We start from the raw sequence: 22507 nt of genomic DNA on the forward strand, positions 1-22507 counted from the left end.
GGCTATTTGGCATCTAACTTGCTGCTTTTTAAGCGGCAACATCTCTTTTATTGAATATGGACCAGGTGAGCGCCATAAACACCACATAATAGACAGCCAGCACACCTAAAGAAAAACCAAGTGTATTGCCCTGGGGATCGGGTCCGCTATTACCGATATAACCGGTCAAATTCATGTGCAGAAACAAAATATAATCGACCCATGCATAGTCCAGCATGCTCAGCAGAGCGCTGATGGTCGTCCCTCCGAGGAGGACGAACAGTGAAAGGCCAATCGCCAATCCTCCGCTGCGGAACACGGTAGAAATCATAAATGATAAGGTGACCGTAATAATCAGGGAGGTAAATTGGGCCACGTAGAACAGCAGCATATAGCTCAGGGAGGAAATACCGCTATCGATCCCTGCCAAATTGCTTGCTCCCTGCGGGCTGCTATCGTAACCGAATAAAGCCGCATTCAGCACAAAGGACAGTACGAACAGGAAAATCGTCATCAATAAACCGAACAGCAGCAGGCTGATGTATTTGGAGAGCAAGATTTTGGAGCGGCTCCACGGGCGGATCAGCAGCAGCTTGATGGTACCGGTCGTAAACTCCCCCGCTACGCTGTCAGCCGATATAACGACTGTGAATAAGGTAACTAGCATGAATAATATATTGGATTCAATCAGCATCATCGACCAGTTGCCCGGATTGCCGTCGCCAACGAATTTGGCAATGACGGAAATCGCAATCAGCATTGCTCCAATGATTCCGAACATGATCCATGTCCGCATCCGCCTGTAGATCTTCATGTTCTCATTGCTGACCAATTGCAAGAAATTAAACAACGCTTTCGCCTCCTGTCATTTCGAGGAACTGCTCTTCCAACGACTTGTTCAGAATGCGAATTCCATAAACGTTGTATCCGGCCGAGACCAGCCTGGCATTAATTTGGGCTACGCCCTCCCGGTCAGCATTCAGCAGCACCGCATCCTGCTCGCGTACAGCCCCGGCTTCGGCCAGCAGCTCTGCCACTTCATCCGGACGGTCAACCTCGAACAGGACCCGGTTGAGATCGCTGGCGAGCGGAACGCCTTGACGTATGCTGCGCACATCGATCAGCTTGCCCGCTTGGATAATGGCGACACGGTCGCACATGAGTTCCATCTCGCTCAGCAGGTGACTGGAAACAAATACGGTAATGCCTTCTTCTTTGGTCAGCTTGCGCAAATAATCGCGCAGCTCGCGGATGCCGGCTGGATCCAGGCCGTTGGTGGGCTCGTCCAGTATAAGAAGGGAAGGCTTGTGCATGATCGCTTGGGCCACTCCCAGACGTTGGCGCATCCCGAGAGAGTAGGTTTTCACTTTATCGTTAATGCGGGTTTTCAGACCGACCAGCTCTACGACTTCCTCGATACGCTGACGGGTAATCCCGGGTACCATGCGCGAATAATGAAGCAGGTTTTGGTAGCCGCTTAAATATTTGTACATCTCCGGGTTTTCCACAATCGCTCCGACATGCCGAATAGCTTTTTCAAAATCTGTTCGTATACTGTGACCGCGAATGATCACATCGCCGTCCGACATCGCCATCAGTCCCACCATCATGCGGATGGTCGTGGTTTTGCCCGAGCCATTAGGCCCAAGAAATCCAAAGACCTCTGCCTGGGGGAGATCCAGCGTTAAATGATCGATTATAGTCCTGCGTCCGATTACCTTTGTTACGTTTTTTAGCTGGACAACCGGCTCGTCCGGGGATTGGTATACCATTTTTTTCCTCCTGTCACACGAGGCATCCCTACAAGGCGCCTCACATCATTTTCATTATACTGAAGCAAGGAAACGATTGGAAGTGAGTTAAAGGAAAATTAATGCCTTTCCCCGATTGCGGCACAACCGCAGTTGGAGAAAGGCATTTTTAATGGCATTTCATGCTGATTTACAAGGAGACTGCCCAGGATAATGGCATCAGCGGCGAGTCGGTTGGCTTCTCATACTGAGGGGCACGCGTGTGGGCCGGTATTTGCAGGAGAGCAGCCTCCTCATCTAAGTCTGCATGAAGCAAATCAGTTGATTGCGCGTTGGCCGTGTTTATTTTTTCCTCCTGCTTGAAGCATGCCTTGCAGTAACCCAGCGGGTGTATATTGCGGAAGAATCCTGTCCGAAAGATCAAATGCGCTTCTTCCTGCGAGAACATGACCTCACAGCATACACAACAAAATTGATTTCTTTGCGGCATAATATCCCTCTCCTTTTCAGACCCCATAATCTACTATATGTATCAAATAACGATAATATGTTACATTTCGTATCAATAATTTTAGATTATGATAATTTCCTCTATTTGTCAATACAAGCAGGATAAAAATAGCAAATTTTGTCGTGTATGCGTTTACATTTTTTAGGGCTAAATAATCATGTTAAAGAGGGAAGTGACCCTTCTGGGCCAGATTCCCTTTATTTCAACTTTTCACATCTATCTCTAAACCCAGCTTTTCCTTGTTTTCGCTCAAACGGGTATACAATTCGTGTACTCTCTTGCCAAGAGGGTCACATTCGTCCAACTTCAAGGAAATGGCGCGGATGAGCGCGCGCCGCATCTCGGGGTCAGGTTGAAAACAGGAACCGTACACATACTGATTCTCGTCGCGCCCTCTCCATACCACGTTCCCGCACAGGTTGAACTCCCAGCCACTGAATTTAATAATGAAGCGGACCGTATAATCTCCGCTGACCGGAAACCGGAGATGCGTTTGAAAACGCAATCCCGTTGGACTGATATCCTTCAGCATGACCGGGATTCCCTTCGACTCCAGAGCGCTGCCCTGCACATTCGCAATAAATACACTGACCTGGATTCCTTCACGAATCCGGATTCTCATATGCTGTCTCTGCTGAACAGCTTGAGTATGAACAGCTACCATCTGCTTCACCTTCCTTTACAGATCGATTAAAAATTTATGTTCCGATACATTATGTAACCTCCTGGATAAACAGATCCATTTCCGCACGAGCACTTGGCATAATTCGCCTGAAATGCCAAAATACAGAGCCCATACTCATAATTTATGATACATTTTGTATCCAGTCAATAGCTAATCTGAGTTCACCGCTTCCAGTTCATTCTGATAGGACCACAGCAGTGTCCATTTCCCCGAAAAGTAGGCAGCAAAGCAAGGCTGAACGATTCTAAAATTCCCGTATGGACTATGGAAAATTTCCGTTACTTCAATCTCGTAGACCTCGGCAATCAGTTCTGCCTCCTGGCTCATTCTCCAATCACTTATCCGTTTCGGGGTGCCGGTATGAAACTCGAAGGTCCGCACGCCAAAATCCTGCATGATAATATGGGCACGCCTCTGGATATAGTCGGATTTGGCAAAACGCTGCTGCATGAAAGGATGGAACAGTTCCCAGGCACTTCCGAAATCGCCGACCTGTTCATATTTATAAAACTGTTCCACTGCTTCAAGCGCTTTGCTGCTATCGCTGGGTGAAAACATCCGGGAGGCGTTGATCCATGTCATCCAGACAACAATAATGATCAGGCCGCCCAAGACAACTTTGACTGCCCCGATGCGCCGTCTTCTTCTTACCATCCCTTAACCCCCTGTCCCTAAAGCTCTTACACTTTATGAGACAAGGCCTTTATTTATTCATCATTGCGCTGTCGCCTGCGTTAAAGGAGCGGATTCAACATTCTCCTGCAGATGCGCCTTCATAACCTCATGGATCCGGTTCTTCTCTTCGCTTGGGACAATGTAATACCAGATTCCGTTGATCGTTTCACCTTTACCTTTAATTTCTACAGAGTCGATCTTGTCGATATGAGGGCGGTAATCGGTCAGAAAAGTCTTCATATCCTCGAACGTAATATTGCTCTTTACGCTATCGCCCACTTCATCCAGGAGACCCTGCACTTTGACGATATTGGACAAGCTTAAGGAGCTCTTCATCCCTTCGATCAAGATCTCTCTCTGCCTCGCATTCCGTCCCAGATCGCCTCGCGGATCGTCATAACGCATCCTGGAATAGAGCAGCGCTTCCTTCCCGTTCAAAGAAATCTGCCCTTTGACAAATTCATGCCCTTGCATCTTGAACGTATAGGGATTATTGACCTTGACGCCACCGACCAGATCGATCAGTCTTTCGAACCCTTCCATATTTACCTTCATATAATAGTCGATCGGATAGTCGAGAAAATTCTCCACCGTTTGAATGGACATCTCCACGCCTCCGAATGCATAAGCATGATTAATTTTGTCCACTGTTCCGTGTCCCACAATCTCAGTCCGGGTATCTCTGGGGATATTAAACATTAAGATGGAGTTCTTGGCCGGATTGACGGTCAGAACAATCATCGTATCCGAGCGCCCGCTGTCATTCTCGCGCTGGTCGACCCCCAGAACCAGAATGTTGAACGCATCCAGATTATCGAATATCGGCTCTATATCTTTCTTCACACCAGGATCTTTACTGACATAGACCGGTTTCGTTGTTTTTTCATAGATTTTGTCGGCCACCTGATGAACAGAGTGATAGAGATACCACACTATTCCTCCTCCCAGCAGCAGCACAGCAAAAACAGCGCTACCCGACCAAATCAATATTTTTTTGGTTCGACGTTTCATTCCAATCACTCCTAAAGATACAATTTGTAACTATATAGACAAATTAAAATAGACGAAACAGCGCATACCTACGCTACATCTCGATCCGCGACATTTGATCTATAAAAATATAATACCATATTAAGATACGTTTTGTAACATTATTTTAGCCCTCGGGACCCGGGCCAAGCCTTACAGTCGGAATCCGGCAAGGGTAGTTTTTCCTATTTGGATAATGGACAAAAGATTATTCTAATTTTTCCCTCATTGTTCTCATCCTATAATGCCTGGCTCCCATCATTCCGTAATTTGTATCATGAAAATATTTGACTAGTTACGAAATGTATCATAAAGTGAAAGTACAAATTTTCTCATTTAAACGGGGTGACATGAATATGAATACGAATCCTCTTCCTCCTGCTGAAAGCTATAAGAGCAGCAATCTGACCTGGCATCGTTCCAATGTTACCCGGGAAGACCGTTACCGGTTGAACGGTCACAAAAGCTGCGCGTTATGGCTCACCGGCTTATCCGGCTCCGGGAAATCTACTTTGGCATTTGCTTTGGAGAAAGAGCTATACCGCCGGGGTGTCAGCTCCTACGTGCTGGATGGGGATAACATTAGACAGGGTCTGAACCGTGATTTGGGTTTCGCTCCTGAAGACCGTACAGAGAACATCCGCCGGATCGGGGAAACCTCGAAATTGTTTGTTGATGCAGGAATGTTTGTGATCGCAGCGTTTATTTCCCCTGACGAAGGTGACCGGGCGTCAGTGCGCGGCAGGTTCGCCGGTGGCGAATTTCTGGAGGTCTATGTGAAATGCTCCTTGCAGGAGTGTGAACGAAGAGATCCCAAAGGACTTTACAAGAAAGCCAGGGAAGGGACGATTCCTAACTTCACCGGAATTTCCGCACCGTACGATGTGCCGGATAAACCTGACCTGGTTATTGATACCGAGCAATTCACCCTTGAGGAGTCAGTGGAATTCTTGCTGAGTGAGCTTGGGGAGCGGGATTATTTGAATGTATGAGCGATTTGCCTAGAGGGTCGAACGTGGAGGCAGTGCGGTATCCGGCGCAGTCTCGCAGGAACGAGAACATCTGCTGTTTCCTCAGTCAGACTGGAAACAGCAGAAACGTCCTTGATGCAGCAAAGCTATTTTTTTCTAATCGGCTGTTTCGACTGTCAATAGATCGTTTAATTATATCCAGCGGGCTCAAACGCTAGATTATTTTATTTCAGAACGATATCTTTATTGGTTGAAGAAACACTGGCACTCACTGTTCTCAGGTTGAAAACGGAATTTGTGACGGTGACTTTTCCCGGGTTTGGTCTGCCTGCGTTGTGAATCGCAAGCGAGCTGTAATTGCTGTCAGGCGCATAGAAGATGCAGTCGATAATTTCTGCAGAGGCATTGGACAATACGGCGATATCGGCTTTCGGGCTGCCTGCATAATTTTTAGCGCCGTTATTTTTGAATTTAGAACCGATAATGGTTACTTGTGATCCGCCTTCAACATGTATGCCTTGTCCAATGATATTCGTGAAGCTGCTGTCTTTAATGGTAATGTTCGTGGCTTTCATCGCCACGCCTACACCAAAACCGGCAGAGCTTTTGGCGTGCACATTATTCTCAAACGTGCAGTCTTCGATGAGCCAGTTATTACTGGGCGCATTAATTTCAATATCGTCTGCAGTGCTGTTTCTGAATACGCTATTGAGTATTTTGACGTCATAGCTTGGCTTCTGATTGGATAGAATGCCGTAACCGTTGCCATCAAAAAGACTGTTGATGACATTGAAATTACGGACGGTCTTCGCCATTTGAATGCCTTGCGTCTTACAATTGAACTTGACATTCATAATAAAAATGTGGTCCCCGATCGGCATAAGTCCAATTCTCGATTCAAATCCGATATTTTGTACAATTTGATTTCCTTTTAAAGAAAGAATTCTTTCCGCTTTGTTATCGTCCCTCTTCAAGGTTGTCTCCGTTCGGCCCTGGCCTACGATACTCACATTAGGCGGCACGTCAATCAGTGCAGTTATACGATAAACTCCTTTTTCAAAGGTTACGGTTCCTCCACCGGCCGTTTTTGCTGCCGCCAGAGCCCTCGCAATTTTTTTCGTATCGTCTGTTACCCCATCCCCAACGGCGCCATAATTCTTAACACTAAAAACGGGAGCCGCATTCGCAACGGATGCCTGAAATAAAGACTCCTTACTCGGCTGGTAAAACTCAAATGAGAATGAGATGGCAATTAACGCAATAACCTTCATGGTCATTCTCCAATACATCACAATCTTCCCCCTTCTTATTGTCCAATATTATATAATCCTGTCGAGAAGATAGTAAATATTCCAAAGTACCTAGTGCAAAATTATGAAAGAAACTTAACTTTACAAATGTTTACACTTCTATCGGCATTCACCTCGATTCAATACTCTATCAATTTTATACATCATACTCTAGCATTTACTGCTTAGTGATAGTTATCGACATAATAGGGCAAATTTTTAGTTATTTTTTTATTTTTTCATTTTATAGCCCATACGCTCAAAGCAGCAGGAATACAAAATGCTTTTTTTAACATTCATTTTCTTCAAGATACAGGAAAATAATTCAGCTAAAATCGATATATACATCCTAATTAAAATAAAAAAAACCCTTCATCAGAAGAGTTTTGTTGGTGGTAGGGTGACGCCGGTTTACTAATCTAGCAGAAAGCCGCCGGACAAATTAGTGACTGTGCCGGTCATCGCGCCTGCGCGGTCAGAGGCAAGGAATAACGCGGTTTCTGCAATTTCGTTCAAAGTCGGGAGTCTGTTAAGCAGGGTACTCCCGGCAGCCCCTTCAAGCATCTGGTCCAATGTAATCCCAGCCATGGCCGCATTTTCCTCGAACATGTCTTTGCTGTGGGAATTCATTGATATAGCTTCAGGTATCATATGAGAGCGTATGCAAACACTCCGTATGCCGTCCTTAGCCAGTTCTCCCGCCAAATTACGGGAAATCGCTTCTACGCCTGCGCAAGCAACGCTATGTCCGACGAATCCCGGTCCTGCCATGCGTGATGCCGGTGTAGTCACATGGAGGATAACACCTGTGCGAGCCTTCTTCATATGGCGCGCAGCCGATTTGGAAATCAGAAAGGTAGAGCGGATATATGCGGTGACCGGCAATTCAAACTCTTCGAGCGTGAGCTCTACGGAGGGCTTGAATTGGTTGTGCGCAACTGCGATTGCGTTCAATGCAATATGAATACCGCCAGCTTCTTCTGCTACCCAATCGGCATGCTCCTGGACCGCTTGTTCATCAAGCGCATTCACAATCGAGGTGTGTACCTCCCCTCCCGACCTTCTGATGTCTTCGGCTACCATCTCCATTTTGTGCGCAGTACGACTTGCCAGATATATCGTTGCTCCTTGCTGCGAGAATAACCGGGCCACGGCACCTCCGACTGCTCCACCTCCACCATAAATGATTACATTCTTCCCTGCTAAATCCATCTCATCAGCTCCTTTTGTTTTGTGATAAATCTAAATATAATTTCTCGTGTCCTTGTTTCGTCCGAACTTATAAATGGCAACAAGCGACAAGGTCACAGCGAAAGCGAGCAGGATCGCCAGGTTCAGAGATAAGCTGGTCAGCGGACTTCCGAGCTGCAGTTGGCTGAAGGTGTCCAGAAGCCAATACTGCGGCAGAAAGTTGGCGATTTGCTGGAACGATGCCGGCATGATTTCGATCGGAAATAAACATCCGGCAAGAAGACTTGTCGGCATAATCACTATCGTTTGTATTCCGCTTGCTGCCATAGAACTATTGGAGAAAGCGACAATGACAAGCGACAGACTGACCGCCACCAAAGCAAACATCAGAAGGATCAGGAACATTTGCCAGAACGGAATGCCAGGGTCGATATGAAACAGACGGATCATGACCAGCAAGGTCACTGCGATTTGGATCATCATCATGACGAAATTAACAATGACGTTGGACATCACATACGTTCTGGCCGTAATCGGTGCCGACAGCAGTCGGAAATAAGTCCGGTTCTCTTTTTCTTTCACAATAATTCCCGATAAACTTACAGCGGAGAACAACATGAGGACGAGCAGATAACCGATGGTCTGATTGGTCATGCCGCGGCTGGCGGAATGATCCTCTACCATCTCCGCCGACAGCCCGAAATCTGCGTTCCTATAATTGGCGTAGAGAGTATTGAATTTATCGGTATTTCCCTGCGCCGCATTGCCAATGGATGCTATATTGTCTATATAAGCATTTAAATATGATTTCACATAACCCGTGACCAGCATCCCTTTGATCGACTCGATATGAACAGCTTCAGGGCTGCCGCCCTTCAAACTTTGTGCAAATCCATCGGGAAAAATCAGCACGGCGTCCAGTTTGCCCGACACAATGAGATCATTGGCATCCGGCTCCTTGATCTCCTTTGTGTGCATTTTATCCAGCCCGCTGACGAATTGAACCGCATCCCGGGTCAACGCTTGGCCGCCATCTTTGTTGACAATGCCAATGTTCAGCGAGGACTCCCCTGAACCTCCCTGGGTAAGCGTGGCCAGCAGGATACTGATTACGGGCAAACCGATAAACAGCAGCAGATTTTTATAGTTCCTGAATGTTGTCAGCATTGTTTTACGGATTAACCAGAGCGTATTCCCCACTTACAATCCCTCCCTTCTTCGCATCGATATAACAGCCACCATTAAAAACAATGCGGCAATCCCTATATTCAACATGATCGCAATAAAGGCTGGCGACAGGTTATCCGCGTATATGATCTGCAGAAGAGCATCATTGGACCATCGGAGCGGCGAATAATAGGATAGTGTCTTCATGATTCCCGTGCTGTCTGCAGTTGGAAAGTACGCCCCGCCAACAAACGCGGCCAGCTGAATAATAATCATGATAACGGCACCGGATGCCTCCCCTTTGAAGACATAACTGATGCCAAGTCCCAGGCTGAGAGCAAATACGATTTCCGTAAACAGCACAAGAAATACCATGCCCAAATTCCCGCCCCAATTGGCAGCGAACATATATTTGCTGATGAAGACAATGAGCACAATGAATAGAGTATGAAGCAGGAGATTTCCAATTATTTTCCCCGTGAAAATCTCTGTTTTGGTTATCGGAGATGCCAACAAGCGATAGGCAGTATTTCGTTTTCTTTCGGTTTCGATCATTTGACCGGCCGTCAAGGCGCTGTATAAAATAATCAAGGTGGTCACTGCAATTGCATAATAATCCATCGCGCCTGGCTGCTTAGCCCCATGAAGCGATGTTTCTTTCACATAGTCCTTGCTGCCGGCTAACAAAGCTTTCACGTTCTCCGGATCCGCCTTATCCAGTTCCGCAGTCAACTTGTAACGATCGGCAAACACCGCAAGCATCCCTTGGACGATACTGCTTTCAATGACGCTGCGATTGTTGCCGTAATAGTTCAAGCCTGTGTCGGCCATTACCATATACCCCGTATAACGGTTGTTCTGCACCTCCAGCTTTCCATCCGTGTTACCGCTTATTTTCTCAAAGCGAATGCCGGATTTCCCCGCCTCTTGGGCGAATGCTTCCCAATGCGCGGCAAGCGAGCTGTCGTTGCTGTTGTTGGTATAGATAACATGGATATTTCCGATCTTGTCGCTGCCATTAAAATTGTTCGTAAGCGCCGTTCCCAAAATCAGCATAAGCGCCACAGGCGTAATCAACATAAAGATCAGCATCTTGAAATCCCGGAAAACCAGTAATTCTTTGAACGCTATCCGCATGATATTCAATCGTCCCGCCTCCTCCTCTTCCCTTCACTTTAACCTTTGATCAATCCCGCAGGCTTCGGCCGGTTAACGTCAGGAACACCGTTTCCAAACTGGGCTCATGCGCCTCTACGGAGCGGATTTCTATATCGCTGAGCATAAGCTGTTGAATAATTTTGTTCAGGTTATTGACTTCGGCAGCGGAGCTGATTTTCACGAGAGTGTCCTCAACCTCAACCGTGTTTACCCCGACGATTTCCTTCAGTTTGTCCAGGTTCAGGTTTTTGGATGACCGGACTACAATGCCTATGTTCCTCTGATTAGTAATGATGGCCTTCAACTGCGCCTTCGTTCCTTCCGCAATGATCTTGCCATGGTCGATGATTGCGATCCGGGTACACAGCTCTTCGACCTCCTCCATGTAATGACTGGTATAAATAATGGTGCTGCCCATTTCATTCAGCTTCTTCACGGAGCCGAGGATATAGGATCTTGACTGCGGGTCAATTCCGACCGTCGGTTCATCCATGATGAGCAGCTTCGGCCTGTGGGCAATGGCACAGGCGATATTCAGCCTTCTCTTCATGCCACCCGAGAAATTTCTCGGATAGCTCCTGAGCTTGTCGCTTAGCCCGACGAACGTGAGCGCTTCTTCCGCCCGGCTTTTTAATTGCGATCCCCTGAGGCCATATAACCCGGCAAAAAACTGAACATTTTCGTAAGCCGTCAGATCCTCGTAGATGGCCAGCTCCTGCGGAATGATGCCTATGTTCGACTTTGCAAACTTGCTGTGTTTGATGATATTCTTGCCCAATATATCGATTTCTCCTTTGGTTATGGACAATAGCGAGGCGATCATATTGATTGTCGTGCTTTTGCCGGCGCCGTTGGCTCCCAGAAATCCGAAAATTTCGCCCTCCCTGACAGACAACGATATATTGTCCACGGCAATGAAATCCCCGAATCTCTTCGTTAGCTGCTTGATTTCAAGAACATTCATCGTGCATCCTCCCGTTTCGTCTTTAGATACCCCTATCGTAATAAAAAAGATGAACCTGTGGAAGTGCACAAGTTCATCCTTACCCCCTGAGAATCTTCATGTTTTCGACCACAAATCCCGAATCCCGCTCATTATTCTGAATAGGGAATCAACGTGGTGACGGAAAAGCCCCGTGAGCCATCCACAATCACCTTTCCATTTACGGCAGCCGTCCTTTCCTCCATCCCGATAATTCCGAGGCCCTTGATCACCTTCGGCGCTCCTTTGCCATTGTCCGATATTTCCACCTTTATAAAGGTGTTAAGCACCTGTATGTGGACTGCGACGGCATCAGCATCTGAATATTTCATCGTATTGGTCAAGGCTTCCGTAGCATTCTGCTGAATGATTTTCCAATGAATCGGAGAAATAATGTCTACATTTCCTTCATAGGTCAATGCTGTCTTGATTGGATGTCTGGCGGAGAATTCATCAATGAACAATTTCATTCTGTTGATGCCCAGCTGCTCTGTGACAGGCTTCACACTTTTGAGTACAAGACGGATTCGTTCTATGCCGTCTTTGGAAATATGTATGGCATTCTGCAGCAGTTCGGCCGACTTCTCCGTATCGGTTGCGATCAGCCGCTTCGCGGCTTCCATCTGAATTAACGCGCCGGTCATGGAATGGCCGATTTGATCATGAATTTCCTGAGATAGCCGATTGCGCTCTTCCAGCTTGAACAGATATTCGGACTGCTTGATATATTCATTGTTTTCGTTCAGGCGGCTCGTTACTTGATGCAAATCACCCCGCATGTTCTCTATGATGTCCTTGTACGTTTCGATCCTGCCCGCATATGTCCTGAGCATCGTGAAATAGACTGAGCTAAGCAAGGCTACGAATCCGTACATGATGAACAGTTCATGCGGGAGGAAAGCCAGGGGGATCAGCATCAGAATAAGGACCACCCCATAATTCTTGAAATAATGCGAAACGAGTTCATATATATTTACAGGAATCAGCAGGATCAACAAGGGATGAACGTAAGAAGAAGAAGCGATGAGAAGCACAATGGAGAGCGCTGCCAGGAGCGGCTTCATCCCCTTCTGTCTCCATATATACGCGGCGACATTCAAGGATAAGTAAAGCAGAATGGATAGCGTATACCAGGGCGTTATGGCGGTTTGGGAGACATAGGACAGACCCACCACAAAGAGCAAGAGAATGGATTTGTTGCAAATCGTCCAAAATTCCATGGGGGTTCCTCTTTCGCTCATTTAATTCAATTCCCCAGTCAGGTAATAAATGGCGATTTGAGTTCGATGAGTAAGACCCGTCTTGCCCAGAATCGAAGTAATGTGGTTGGCAATGGTCCCTTCCGAAATATACAGATTTTTCGAAATCTCCTTATTGGCCATCCCTTTGGCGATGAGAGCCATAATGTCCAGCTCCCTTTCGGTGAATTGACTCCTGTCGATCTTGTCCCCCAGGCTTTCTTTCCTTCCCTTCTCCGCGGACAAACCGGATTTCAGCTTCTCCATCACTACATCCTGAAGCACGTTATGTCCGTTATAAACGGATTTGATGGCATCGCTGATCTGCTCCGGATCGTTATTCTTGAGCAAGTATCCTTTGGCACCGTATTTAATCGCATCCAATATAAATTCATCGTCATCGAACGTTGTCAGGATGAGCGGCTTCGTTTGCGTCCGTTCGGCAATAAGTCTCGTCGCTTCGACACCGTTCATATTCGGCATCCGCACATCAAGCAGCGCCACATCCACCTCGTTCAGCTGACAATAGTCGACGGCTTCTTGCCCATCGTTGACCGTCGCCAATACTTCAAACTCGTTGAATGAAGCCAGGATGATTTTCATGCCTTCCCGGATAAAGGGATTGTCATCCGCAATAATAACTTTAATTTTCAACGCTTCTCACTCTCCCCATTATCGATCTGACTGTCCCATACGTTTATGCCAATACTACCAATTTATCTTATAGCGGCATTCTGTCAATAGACTTCAGGAGCAATCATTGTGAAAAAAGGGTTCCTGACTCAATAATGAAGACAACACAAATAACGTGCAGCCAGATAACTAACCGGCTGCACGCATAACATTGTTCATATGCCTTAACGACTTAGCTGATCCTTATCATAAATAACGACTTCCCGCTGAGCGTTTGGCCCAAGTACGGCGCCGCCTGTGGGATCGCTCAATTGAATAAGAAACGATTCCGGCTGTTCATGAACAGCATCATCCAGAATGTCGATGATGAACGTTCTTTCCGTTTCTCCTGATTTAAATTCTAGAATTCCTGATGTGTCCACATAATCCTCTCCCGGAGCAGCCGTCTTGGCGATGAGCGAATAACGAACGGATACAACCCCGTCGGCACCGCTTCTGCGCAAAACTTTCATCCGGATCGGACCCGTTTCTTCAAGGGTATTGAAGACCGGTGTTTCAAAATATAGCTTGCCTGGCCGCAGCTGGGCGGGAGGCGCATCATTATCGGCAATCAGAACGCGTGTTTCCGCTAGATCTCCATCAAGTATCGCCCCACCGCCTGGATTGCTCAAGGTAAGGTAGAAGTCCTCCGTACTTTCCTGTTCCGTGTCATCGTAGACAGGGATGGCAATAAGCTTGCTCATCTCTCCCGCTTTAAAGACAAGCGTACCTGAAACTGCTCCATAATCGCTCCCGGGAGCAGCAGAGCCCGGGCGGACACCCGTCGCGTAGTCAATGCTGACATCCCCTGTATAGCCATTACTGAATAGACGGGATACTTCAACGTTCACCGTGCCTGCATCTTCTGTCGTGTTCTGTACAACCTCCTTGACTCTGATACGGCCCGGGGACGGGGCCAACTCATTGTCCTCAATCGTAACCGTGATCGTCGTAATTTCGCCCAAGGATGCTCCGCGGGTTGGATTCGTGATCGTGATCGTAAAGGATTCATCGCCTTCAAACTCATCGTCATCAAGAATTTGGAGCGGAATTAATGCTTTTCCCAAAACATCTATCTCCAGAGTCCCTGGCTCAAGCAGGAAATCCTCCCCCGCTGCCGCTGTTCCACTGGTCGCATAATAATCAATGGTCGGATTAGTATAGAAAGGGAAATTATCTTTTAATCTCACATCGATATACGCATATCGGGTGGGATTCCCGTCGATATCGTTCTCATCCACAGAAGCAGCTTCGGATAATAGGGATAATGTTCCTCCGTTCTTGAGGCCTAAATCATGTATGAGTACGGTCGAGCTTGCCGCGGGACCGATAGAGGCACCCCCAGTGGCATTGCTCAGTAGAACAGAAAACTGCTTATCGCCATCTGTGAAATACAGAGGGATGGGCACCTCCTTGCTGACCACGCCGGCCGGGAATGTAACGGTCTGATGCACCCCCTCATACTCATAAGGGCTGACAGCTGTTCCGTCCGAGGTTGTAAGCTCGACAGAAACAACGCCATCTGATCCACCGCTTCTCACTAAAGTTACGATCGCGTCACTGTCGTTCTCATTCCTTTCATCCACGTTATAGGAAGCCTGCTTCATTTGAATGACCCCTGCACTTGGGGCATCATCATTATCCATAATGATCACATCCAGCGTGCCGGGACTTCCAATGACCGCTCCACCGGTAGGATTGCTGAGCTGAATGGTAAAATGCTCATCGCCTTCATCCTCATCGTCATCATAGATAGGTATTGTAATTCCCTTGCTTGTCTGTCTCCCTGTCATCACAAGCGTCCCGGATACATCTGCATAGTCGCTGCCTGCAGCTGCGGAATCCGGAATTAAAGTATAGTCCACAGTGACATCCCCAACAACGTCACGCGTGAAGTCTTGGCGGCTGATCCAGAAGCTGATCTTCCCTGCATCCTCATACACCTGAATCGTGTTCTCTTCGTCGCCGCCCATTAGAGTGAAGGCCCCGGGATAAGAGGGCAGGTCGTCATCGGTAATCGTAATCGTCGTTTCACGAATCGCACCCAATACAGCGCCTCCGGATGATTCAAATTGAAGTTTGAAGGATTCATCGCTCTCCGGAAGAATATCATTCACTATTCTGAATGTTAAAGTCTTCGTTAATTCCCCTTCTGCAAACGTAACGTTACGAACTGAATAATCGAAATCATAATCATTACCGCGCGTGGCCGTTCCAGATTGATCTGTGACATAAACCGATAATTTTCCGGTTGCCCCAGGCGACCGTGTCAATGTAATTTCCACATTCCCATCATCTTCACTGAAGGTATAATGATCGGATTCAAATGCAATGATGCCCGCCTCGGCCCGTTCATTATCCGTAATCGTTAATTTCAGGTTCGTTATAGCGCCTAACCCTGCTCCCGCTGAGGGGCTGCTCAAGGTCACATAAAAATCCCGGTCTCCGTCCAAATCGAAATTATCGATAACACCCACTCTTAGCTTGACCTCTGATACGCCGGGTGCAAACGTAAGTGTCCCGCTTTTGCCCGCATAATCGATGCCGGAAATGGCCGTACCATCCGAGGTGGCGTAATTGACCGTTGCCTGACCCGATGTTCCTCCCTTGCGCAAAACCCGAATCGTGAACTCGCTTTTTCCCTCAGTGCCCTTAGCCTCTGCCAGCGCAAATGTAAAGTTTCCTGAGGGTGAGGGGTCCAGTGCATGGACCGTACCCGGTGGTAACGCCAACATAAGAATTAATAAAGAGGGTAATAGAAGCTTGAGTACCCTCCATTTTGGATTGATTGATTGTCCTTGACGTCCAACTACCATATTCAATTTCACTCCTTTATAGGTTATCAACGAATTCCCCGCCCTCTCTGCTGCAATTCTTCGTGGTATTTGGTATTAACCTCCTTTTCTTTGATACGTTTCGTATCATTACTAATTTATACCAGTAGGACATTACCGTCAAGGAAAGAGTATAATTTGTCGATCCGACATCTGTACACGACAAATAAATGCATCCGTCCCCATGATAGCCTTAGGGTCAGATGCATGATTTTTCATTCTCCATATCGTATCATTCGGAAGTCTTAATTCTCTACGTAATACATTCCGGTAAAGTCATAGTTAACCGTCACAGCCGCCAAACTGCTTGTTGTATACATATTCAGTGCAAGCGATCCGTTATTATTGACCAATGGGGCGCTGCCGGAATAACCGAGCAGAATGCTCCCTGACTGTCTCTTGATCATATTGTTCATCGTTAATGTTGTCCCGTCCCATGTCACATCGCCTGATAAGATTAACCTTGACGATCCGGCGTTGATCCGGCATACCAGCTTGATCTGCAACAGGCTTGGCAAAGCGAACAGGTTCAATAGATTGGTGCTTCCTGCAACGGTTGTAACGGGGCTGGTGAATGCAACCAGATTTTTAAGGGTCGCTCCCAGCTTGCCGCTTGTTCCGATATATGACATAACCGATTGAGGTACGGTTAAGGCCACAACCTTTTCCACGATAGCTCCGTTCTTGGCTGTTACCAGGGTAGGGCAATCCTTCACAAGCAAGCTGCCTATGACTTTAGCAGTATCTCCTAAATAAATCCCTGTGTTGCACCCCTCTATTAGAGTGCCTTCCACATGGCATGCGCTCGGTCCGTCAATCCATATCCCACGATCAAAGCCGCGTATATAATTGCTGGCCAGGTTGCATTCCAGGCTTCCCAAAGGATCATATAACCGGTGAATGCCGCTCCCCGTCCGGGTTAGATTTTTTTTGACAAAAGAATTGTTAGTAATGGTCGGCGATTGAGCCGCCGAGCTGTTCTTAATCCGGCAGCCATCGCCTGTACATCCATTAAAGATGTTCCCAATGACCATGAGATTTTGCTGATCCCCTTCGATGTGAAGGGCTTCCAGTCTCGATTTCTCGCTGATATTTCCCATTACGATAACCTCGCGGGTATTGGCAATCCCAATAGCAAAGCCAGCTTGCCCGCTTGTTCCATATTCGTCCGCGCTCAGACGGTTACCCGTAATAAATACTTGTCTGAATCCCTCGTATTCTGAGCCGGATAACGTGCCGGACGCATTCAATTCAATGGCATCGGAGGTTCTGGAATAAATCGAGTTATTGACGATACGGAGGTATTTGCCCTGCTTGGCCCCGCTGTTTAATAGAATCCCGTATTTCTCAGCTGTAATGGTGCTCTCGCTCAGGCATATATCTTCTGTGGAAGGGGTACTGATCTGCATTCCATGGCCGGTTGTGTTTATCTTGATTCGGGCGAGCCGAATGCGCTTGGGACTGCCTGAGAAATAGATGGATTGGGGAGAGGATCCCTGAACTTCAACATTATTGACCTCAATATCTGAACCGTTAACCCTGAGATCGCCGGGGACATTTGAATTTGTGATGGTAATCTTGCTGCGGCTGTTCGAGAACAGAGTCGTCTGACTGCTTAAGGTGAGTGTATTCACCACGTTCTTATCCTTTATGATGGAAACTGCAACCTTCGAGGCAGCGAAAGCATTCAGCGCCCGCTGCAGCGATGAAGGATCCACCGATCCGAACCAGTGGGGAAACAGGGCATCCGCCTTCATGTCCCCTGCAATCGATCCTCCCGCGCTCAAGTCAAATATCCAGTCATCCGGCTGAGCCTGAACGGCTCCATTGACCGTAAGGGTTTTCCCGCTTGCGGGCTTCAAGCGTGCTCCTCTTTGGAAAATTAATTTCTTTGTATCCGGTACAGTCAAACTTGATTTCAATAAATACACGCCTTTGGGAATGATAATCCCATCTGTCTCTTCCGCGAGAATAAGAGAAATGGCTGCTGCGCTGTCCCTTATGCCAGCGGGATCCGCATTTTCCCAAAATATATTCAGACCTCTGTGAACAAACTCCTGCTCAATTTCGCGGAAATTATAGCTTAAATCTGCGGGGTTCACATTCTCCCCATTATCCCATAGATTCAACCCCATATTTAATGATTTTTCTACCATTATTATACACCCCCTTTACATTATATTAGTTATAGCCTTGCATGCTCCGGCGTTTATTCCTATATTTATTTCATCATAATTAACCCTTCAAACTGTACATCAATGGCTACGCTCCCCGCTGTGGAACTGTATGCCTGAATTTGCAGCTTGTTTCCGCTCATTTGGGGCAAGGTTACTTCAACCGATCCCTTGGCATCCTTTGAAACAGGACTCGCTGTAAAAGTCGTGCCATCCCAAGCCACTTCATAGATTTTCGTCGAATAAGCCGTGCCTTGCTTCGCTGTTACATAAAGTGTTCCATTGGCCCCGCTGCCAAGTGAAAAAGCATCGTTCCAAGGCGTAGTGGATGTGTTTTTCTCGATTGCGGTTACAATGACCGTATTCTGGTTGCGCAACGGTACGGGAAACGTAAAGTCCGAACCATAACCAATCTCATCTTTTTGATTTCCATAGAGTGAATTTCCCGATAGATACCAGCCCAGTCCTGACTTTTTGAAGAAAAGACCGTATCCGGTATTGTTTTTGACGATATTATCGGTAATTTTCAAATCCCGCATTTCACCGTCAAGCCGGATGCCATCCCCCTTATTTCCGGTTATGATGTTCTGCGAAACAATGATACTGGATTCGCCCATACCTCCGGCAATCCGGATTCCGCCTTTCCCATTATCCGTAATCGTATTGGAGCTGATTACCGTATTGGTAGCCTGATTATTTGCAGCATATTCGAGATGAATGCCATAATCATGAGCCTGAAAAATCGAATTGTCGGATATGGTAATATAGTCCCCGTCAATAATATAAATGCCGGAATTCAATCCTTTGTCCGGGTCGTTATCTACACCATTTATGATGTTGCCGACAATGGTTATATGCTTGGATTTATCTTCAATATGAATGGCCTCGTAACGGGCCCGCTCGATAATATTCCCAATAATGGTGACATTGGTAGCACCGGCGATGCCAATACCGAATCCAGCCCCCGCCGACTTGCCCATCCCTTTAGGAACGGAAATATAATTGTTGGCAATGATGAACTGCTCGCCGCCTACATAATCGTCGCCCGGATGATTGAGCTCAATGGCATCTCCGTAAATATCGATAAACTGATTGTTGACGATCCTTACATCTTTAACATCATTGGCCTTCCGGTTCGTGAGCACCCCATAGGTAACTTTCTCAAAATGATTGCCGCTCACCTGCACATGCTTGACTCCCGTAGCGGCAATATTAATGGACTGCGAGCGCGGCCCTGAAAAGGAGTTATTCGTGATCCAAATATTCTTCACATTCGCATGCAGATCAATGCCTACATTATTGGATGCCTGTTTGTTGTTCACGGTGATGCCTTCAATGACAATATCATGCTGATTAGGCGAAATGACGATAACAGCCGAATCTTTTTTGGCACTGACCTTCACAATATTTGCACGGTCCCCAAGCAGCTTTGTGCCCGAGTAAACATAAATATTGCTGGTTGTGCGATAAATACCTTCCGGAAGGTAAACAATTCCCCCACCTAATGACTTCGCTTTATTCAGGGCAGATTGAATAGCCTTCGTATCATCGGCCTTGCCATCTCCGGAAGCCTTGAAGCTCTTGCTCTTCACATCAAGAGTCGCAGCATATGAAGCAGGCGCATCACTCAAATAGGACTGGGCTGAAACCCGGGTCAGATTGCCTGGTGCTACAGAAGGCCCCTCCTCTAATGGATCCCCGTTATCCATGGTAATGGCCGCAGCGGCGTTCAGAATCAAAACAATTATTATAAATGAAAAACCGATTTTCATTATTCTTTTCATCTGTTTCTCCTTTCTTCATACATGGTTTTGGCCAAAACGGTTGAATAAAGCAGGATTGGGGATGGGTCTCATTTGTAGTAAAAAAAGGAATTCCGCAAACGCGCAAGAAGAAGCGGGTAATCCGCTCCTTCAGTGTGCTGGCTATCTGTTAGGCTTTCGAGCCTGTTTGATAGGCTAATAATTGACTGAATGTACCTTTTGTTTCTTTGGATAGCTGCATGTACCCGCCCTGCTGAATGATTTTCCCATTCTCCAGAACGATAACCTGATCGGCATTGCGGATCGTTGAGAGGCGGTGCGCGATCACGATAATCGTCATATTGCCTTTCAAACGATCAAGAGCGCCTTGAATTTTTGCTTCATTCTCATTGTCCAGCGCGCTTGTCGCTTCGTCCAGGACCAGTATAGCCGGTTTGCGCAGTATCGCCCTGGCCAGCACGATACGCTGCCGCTCCCCGCCGGAGAGGCGGATGCCGCGGTCTCCGATTATGGTGTCCATGCCTTGGGGTAGTTTACTGACAAAATCGTCCGAGGCCGAGAATTTCAGAGCTTCCCAGATTTCCGCTTCGGTCGCATCCGGCTCCACCATCATTAGATTTTCCCGAATGCTTGCATTAAACAGAAAAGGATCCTGGGATACATAACTGATCGAGTTTCTGTAGGAGAACAGATTGTCCGGGGTAAGCGGAACCCCGTCGATTACAATCTGGCCGCTCTCCGGCTGAAATAGGCCGATCAGAATATCGATGAGCGTGCTTTTTCCCGCTCCTGATTTCCCGACAAATGCGGTTGTGCTGTTGGCCGGGATATGAAAATTGATATTACGCAGCGCATAGCCTGTTTTATCGCCTTCATAACGGAACGAAACCTCATGACAGGTGATCCCTTCTTCAATGGTAAAAGGCTTCAGTTGGCTTTCGCGCTCCAGCAATGCCATCTCCTTGGCTTCCTGGCAATCGCGCTGCAGATCCGTCAGGCTCTTGAACGCCGGAAAGGTCGCAACGATTTGTTCCAAATTATTCTGAATCATGGTAAATCTGGGCCAAAGGCGGGAAAATATTAAAATGATCAGCATCAGCTGCTCTGCCCGGACATGAAGCACTTCAAAAGAGATGAAAATAAACAACACGATTAATACGGCAGAAGATGATTTATACAACAGCTGGCTGGATGATTGCATGCGTACAAATTGGATGAAATTCTGCTCCATCCTGTTGCATAAGGAGCGGAACCAGTTCAGGTTCGTTTTCTCCAGCATATTGCTCTTGATATCCTTGATCCCGTTAAAATGGTCATTCACGCCGGCAAAATAGCTTTGCGACAGCTCGGAAGTCCGGTCACCCAGTACCTTGGCCCCTTTAACAAATCTTCTGGAAAAAAGGACAAAACCAATTCCGCAAATAATGACAAGAGCAGTCAGTTTCGCGGACAGCCAGAACGCAAAAGTGATCTGAATGACGGTGAAGATAAGCGAGGTCAGCAGCATCATCGTCTGTACGGTTCCCTGGCTGACGCGCGCAAGCTCAGAGGTGAGGACATGGTTAAAGTCAGACCTTCTTTTTTTCACAAAGAAACTCCAACGTGATTCCAGTAAAGCCTGATAAATATCCAATCTCAGAAGGCGGATAAAACCTTGCTGAATTTCACTGCTTCGGATGGATTGATATTTCTGCATGACGGCCTGGCCGATAATAAGCAAAGCGTAGATGGACAAGATCAGGAGCAGGCTCCACTTTTCCGGAACCCAGCGAATAAACTCAGAAAAACCGGAAACGAACGGAATACTGCTGGTCCCCGCACTGAAAATTCCGATCAGGCTTAGCATCGGAACCAATAAGTAAATGCCTACACTTTCCAAGCAGCTGATAATGACGGAACTGATCAGATTAATATATAGTTTTCTTCCCGCAAAAAGCCGGAGTCTGTTTACATAAAAGAGAAGATCCTTCACCTATTCACCACCGTTCCATATCCGATTAGGGCTATAATCCGTGTTGCTAAACTGTTTGCCAAATATGGCCACAACCGTATATTTCTTTATTTCATCTGCGCCAGTCAGATAGATCGAGCCGCTTCTGAGCCAGGCGTGGGCGATCATATGCCCAGATGCATCCCTTGCCGTTCCCATGTAGAGCGTGCTTTCGATCTTCCGTCGACCCAGCATCTTCATGCCTGCAATGGCCATCACCAGACATTTGCTCTCCCATAAGGTATGGCGGCTGACCATATGGATCGCCTTGGCGATATCGACCAATAATCGTTCATTGGATCGCTCACGGGTATAGGTTGTTTCCTCCATCCGCTGTCCAAGAGAGGGGGCTATCTTAGCGAAAGGCAAAGCTTTGAGAATCCGGGCCCATCCCAAATAGAAGAAGGCTTCAAGCAGCAGCATTCTCGAACTCCAGCTCATGGAAAAG

General features: G+C 47.1%; 19 protein-coding genes. 1 reads left to right on the top strand and 18 read right to left on the bottom strand.

Annotation, left to right across the window (positions count from 1 at the left end; all coding sequences use genetic code 11):
• Positions 1-28: 28 nt before the first annotated feature.
• From IEY46_RS18475 to IEY46_RS18500, 6 genes are all read right to left on the bottom strand, one after another.
• A complete protein-coding gene (locus tag IEY46_RS18475; protein WP_188993422.1) occupies positions 29-829 on the bottom strand; it encodes an ABC transporter permease in 801 nt (266 codons plus the stop codon).
• Positions 822-1751, bottom strand: a complete 930-nt coding sequence (locus IEY46_RS18480) for an ABC transporter ATP-binding protein (RefSeq protein ID WP_188993423.1) — start codon at positions 1749-1751, stop codon at positions 822-824. Before IEY46_RS18480 ends, IEY46_RS18475 begins: the two co-directional genes overlap by 8 nt.
• A gap of 169 nt (positions 1752-1920) precedes the next feature.
• On the bottom strand, positions 1921-2220 hold the full coding sequence (locus IEY46_RS18485) for a hypothetical protein (protein ID WP_188993425.1): 300 nt from the start codon (positions 2218-2220) through the stop codon (positions 1921-1923).
• A gap of 223 nt (positions 2221-2443) precedes the next feature.
• Complete coding sequence (locus IEY46_RS18490; RefSeq protein ID WP_188993427.1) at positions 2444-2905, bottom strand: PilZ domain-containing protein; 462 nt, start codon at positions 2903-2905, stop codon at positions 2444-2446.
• Positions 2906-3076: 171 nt separating this feature from the next.
• Positions 3077-3580, bottom strand: coding sequence for a hypothetical protein (locus IEY46_RS18495; RefSeq protein WP_188993429.1), 504 nt, complete (start codon positions 3578-3580; stop codon positions 3077-3079).
• Between the two features lie 60 nt (positions 3581-3640).
• Positions 3641-4612, bottom strand: a complete 972-nt coding sequence (locus IEY46_RS18500; protein WP_188993431.1) for an LCP family glycopolymer transferase — start codon at positions 4610-4612, stop codon at positions 3641-3643.
• A 374-nt stretch (positions 4613-4986) separates the two neighbouring features.
• On the opposite strand from IEY46_RS18500, the gene cysC reads away from it, so the two are divergent.
• Complete coding sequence (gene cysC / locus IEY46_RS18505) at positions 4987-5622, top strand: adenylyl-sulfate kinase (RefSeq protein WP_188993433.1); 636 nt, start codon at positions 4987-4989, stop codon at positions 5620-5622.
• Between the two features lie 203 nt (positions 5623-5825).
• Here cysC and IEY46_RS18510 read toward each other — a convergent pair whose 3' ends face one another.
• From IEY46_RS18510 to IEY46_RS18565, 12 genes are all read right to left on the bottom strand, one after another.
• Positions 5826-6890, bottom strand: coding sequence for a glycosyl hydrolase family 28-related protein (locus IEY46_RS18510; protein ID WP_188993434.1), 1065 nt, complete (start codon positions 6888-6890; stop codon positions 5826-5828).
• Between the two features lie 414 nt (positions 6891-7304).
• Positions 7305-8102 (bottom strand): SDR family NAD(P)-dependent oxidoreductase, encoded by a 798-nt coding sequence (locus tag IEY46_RS18515; protein ID WP_188993436.1) that lies wholly within the window; start codon positions 8100-8102, stop codon positions 7305-7307.
• Positions 8103-8132: 30 nt separating this feature from the next.
• A complete protein-coding gene (locus tag IEY46_RS18520; RefSeq protein WP_188993438.1) occupies positions 8133-9281 on the bottom strand; it encodes an ABC transporter permease in 1149 nt (382 codons plus the stop codon).
• Complete coding sequence (locus tag IEY46_RS18525) at positions 9282-10385, bottom strand: ABC transporter permease (RefSeq protein ID WP_229750398.1); 1104 nt, start codon at positions 10383-10385, stop codon at positions 9282-9284. It lies immediately after the preceding gene.
• A 49-nt stretch (positions 10386-10434) separates the two neighbouring features.
• A complete protein-coding gene (locus IEY46_RS18530) occupies positions 10435-11370 on the bottom strand; it encodes an ABC transporter ATP-binding protein (protein WP_188993442.1) in 936 nt (311 codons plus the stop codon).
• 131 nt (positions 11371-11501) lie between these two features.
• Positions 11502-12608, bottom strand: a complete 1107-nt coding sequence (locus tag IEY46_RS18535; RefSeq protein ID WP_188993444.1) for a sensor histidine kinase — start codon at positions 12606-12608, stop codon at positions 11502-11504.
• 21 nt (positions 12609-12629) lie between these two features.
• Positions 12630-13280, bottom strand: a complete 651-nt coding sequence (locus IEY46_RS18540; protein WP_188993446.1) for a response regulator transcription factor — start codon at positions 13278-13280, stop codon at positions 12630-12632.
• 203 nt (positions 13281-13483) lie between these two features.
• On the bottom strand, positions 13484-16114 hold the full coding sequence (locus tag IEY46_RS18545; RefSeq protein WP_229750355.1) for a Calx-beta domain-containing protein: 2631 nt from the start codon (positions 16112-16114) through the stop codon (positions 13484-13486).
• A gap of 263 nt (positions 16115-16377) precedes the next feature.
• Positions 16378-18288, bottom strand: a complete 1911-nt coding sequence (locus IEY46_RS18550) for a right-handed parallel beta-helix repeat-containing protein (RefSeq protein ID WP_188993451.1) — start codon at positions 18286-18288, stop codon at positions 16378-16380.
• Positions 18289-18353: 65 nt separating this feature from the next.
• Positions 18354-20090, bottom strand: a complete 1737-nt coding sequence (locus IEY46_RS18555; RefSeq protein WP_188993453.1) for a right-handed parallel beta-helix repeat-containing protein — start codon at positions 20088-20090, stop codon at positions 18354-18356.
• Positions 20091-20238: 148 nt separating this feature from the next.
• On the bottom strand, positions 20239-22041 hold the full coding sequence (locus IEY46_RS18560; protein WP_188993455.1) for an ABC transporter ATP-binding protein: 1803 nt from the start codon (positions 22039-22041) through the stop codon (positions 20239-20241).
• On the bottom strand, positions 22042-22500 hold the full coding sequence (locus IEY46_RS18565; RefSeq protein WP_229750356.1) for a lasso peptide biosynthesis B2 protein: 459 nt from the start codon (positions 22498-22500) through the stop codon (positions 22042-22044).
• Between the last annotated feature and the right edge of the window lie 7 nt (positions 22501-22507).

Origin of the sequence: Paenibacillus nasutitermitis (genome assembly GCF_014641075.1) — a bacterium.
Classification (GTDB): Bacteria; Bacillota; Bacilli; order Paenibacillales; family Paenibacillaceae; genus Paenibacillus_Z; species Paenibacillus_Z nasutitermitis.

Coding starts and splice junctions, on each gene's coding strand:
- IEY46_RS18545 (WP_229750355.1), bottom strand. CDS start 16,114: ATGGTAGTTGGACGTCAAGGACAATCAATCAATCCAAAATGGAGGGTA.
- IEY46_RS18490 (WP_188993427.1), bottom strand. CDS start 2,905: ATGGTAGCTGTTCATACTCAAGCTGTTCAGCAGAGACAGCATATGAGA.
- IEY46_RS18530 (WP_188993442.1), bottom strand. CDS start 11,370: ATGAATGTTCTTGAAATCAAGCAGCTAACGAAGAGATTCGGGGATTTC.
- IEY46_RS18485 (WP_188993425.1), bottom strand. CDS start 2,220: ATGCCGCAAAGAAATCAATTTTGTTGTGTATGCTGTGAGGTCATGTTC.
- IEY46_RS18565 (WP_229750356.1), bottom strand. CDS start 22,500: ATGAGCTGGAGTTCGAGAATGCTGCTGCTTGAAGCCTTCTTCTATTTG.
- IEY46_RS18500 (WP_188993431.1), bottom strand. CDS start 4,612: ATGAAACGTCGAACCAAAAAAATATTGATTTGGTCGGGTAGCGCTGTT.
- IEY46_RS18550 (WP_188993451.1), bottom strand. CDS start 18,288: ATGGTAGAAAAATCATTAAATATGGGGTTGAATCTATGGGATAATGGG.
- IEY46_RS18495 (WP_188993429.1), bottom strand. CDS start 3,580: ATGGTAAGAAGAAGACGGCGCATCGGGGCAGTCAAAGTTGTCTTGGGC.
- cysC (WP_188993433.1), top strand. CDS start 4,987: ATGAATACGAATCCTCTTCCTCCTGCTGAAAGCTATAAGAGCAGCAAT.
- IEY46_RS18555 (WP_188993453.1), bottom strand. CDS start 20,090: ATGAAAAGAATAATGAAAATCGGTTTTTCATTTATAATAATTGTTTTG.
- IEY46_RS18510 (WP_188993434.1), bottom strand. CDS start 6,890: ATGTATTGGAGAATGACCATGAAGGTTATTGCGTTAATTGCCATCTCA.
- IEY46_RS18535 (WP_188993444.1), bottom strand. CDS start 12,608: ATGGAATTTTGGACGATTTGCAACAAATCCATTCTCTTGCTCTTTGTG.
- IEY46_RS18480 (WP_188993423.1), bottom strand. CDS start 1,751: ATGGTATACCAATCCCCGGACGAGCCGGTTGTCCAGCTAAAAAACGTA.
- IEY46_RS18515 (WP_188993436.1), bottom strand. CDS start 8,102: ATGGATTTAGCAGGGAAGAATGTAATCATTTATGGTGGAGGTGGAGCA.
- IEY46_RS18525 (WP_229750398.1), bottom strand. CDS start 10,385: ATGCGGATAGCGTTCAAAGAATTACTGGTTTTCCGGGATTTCAAGATG.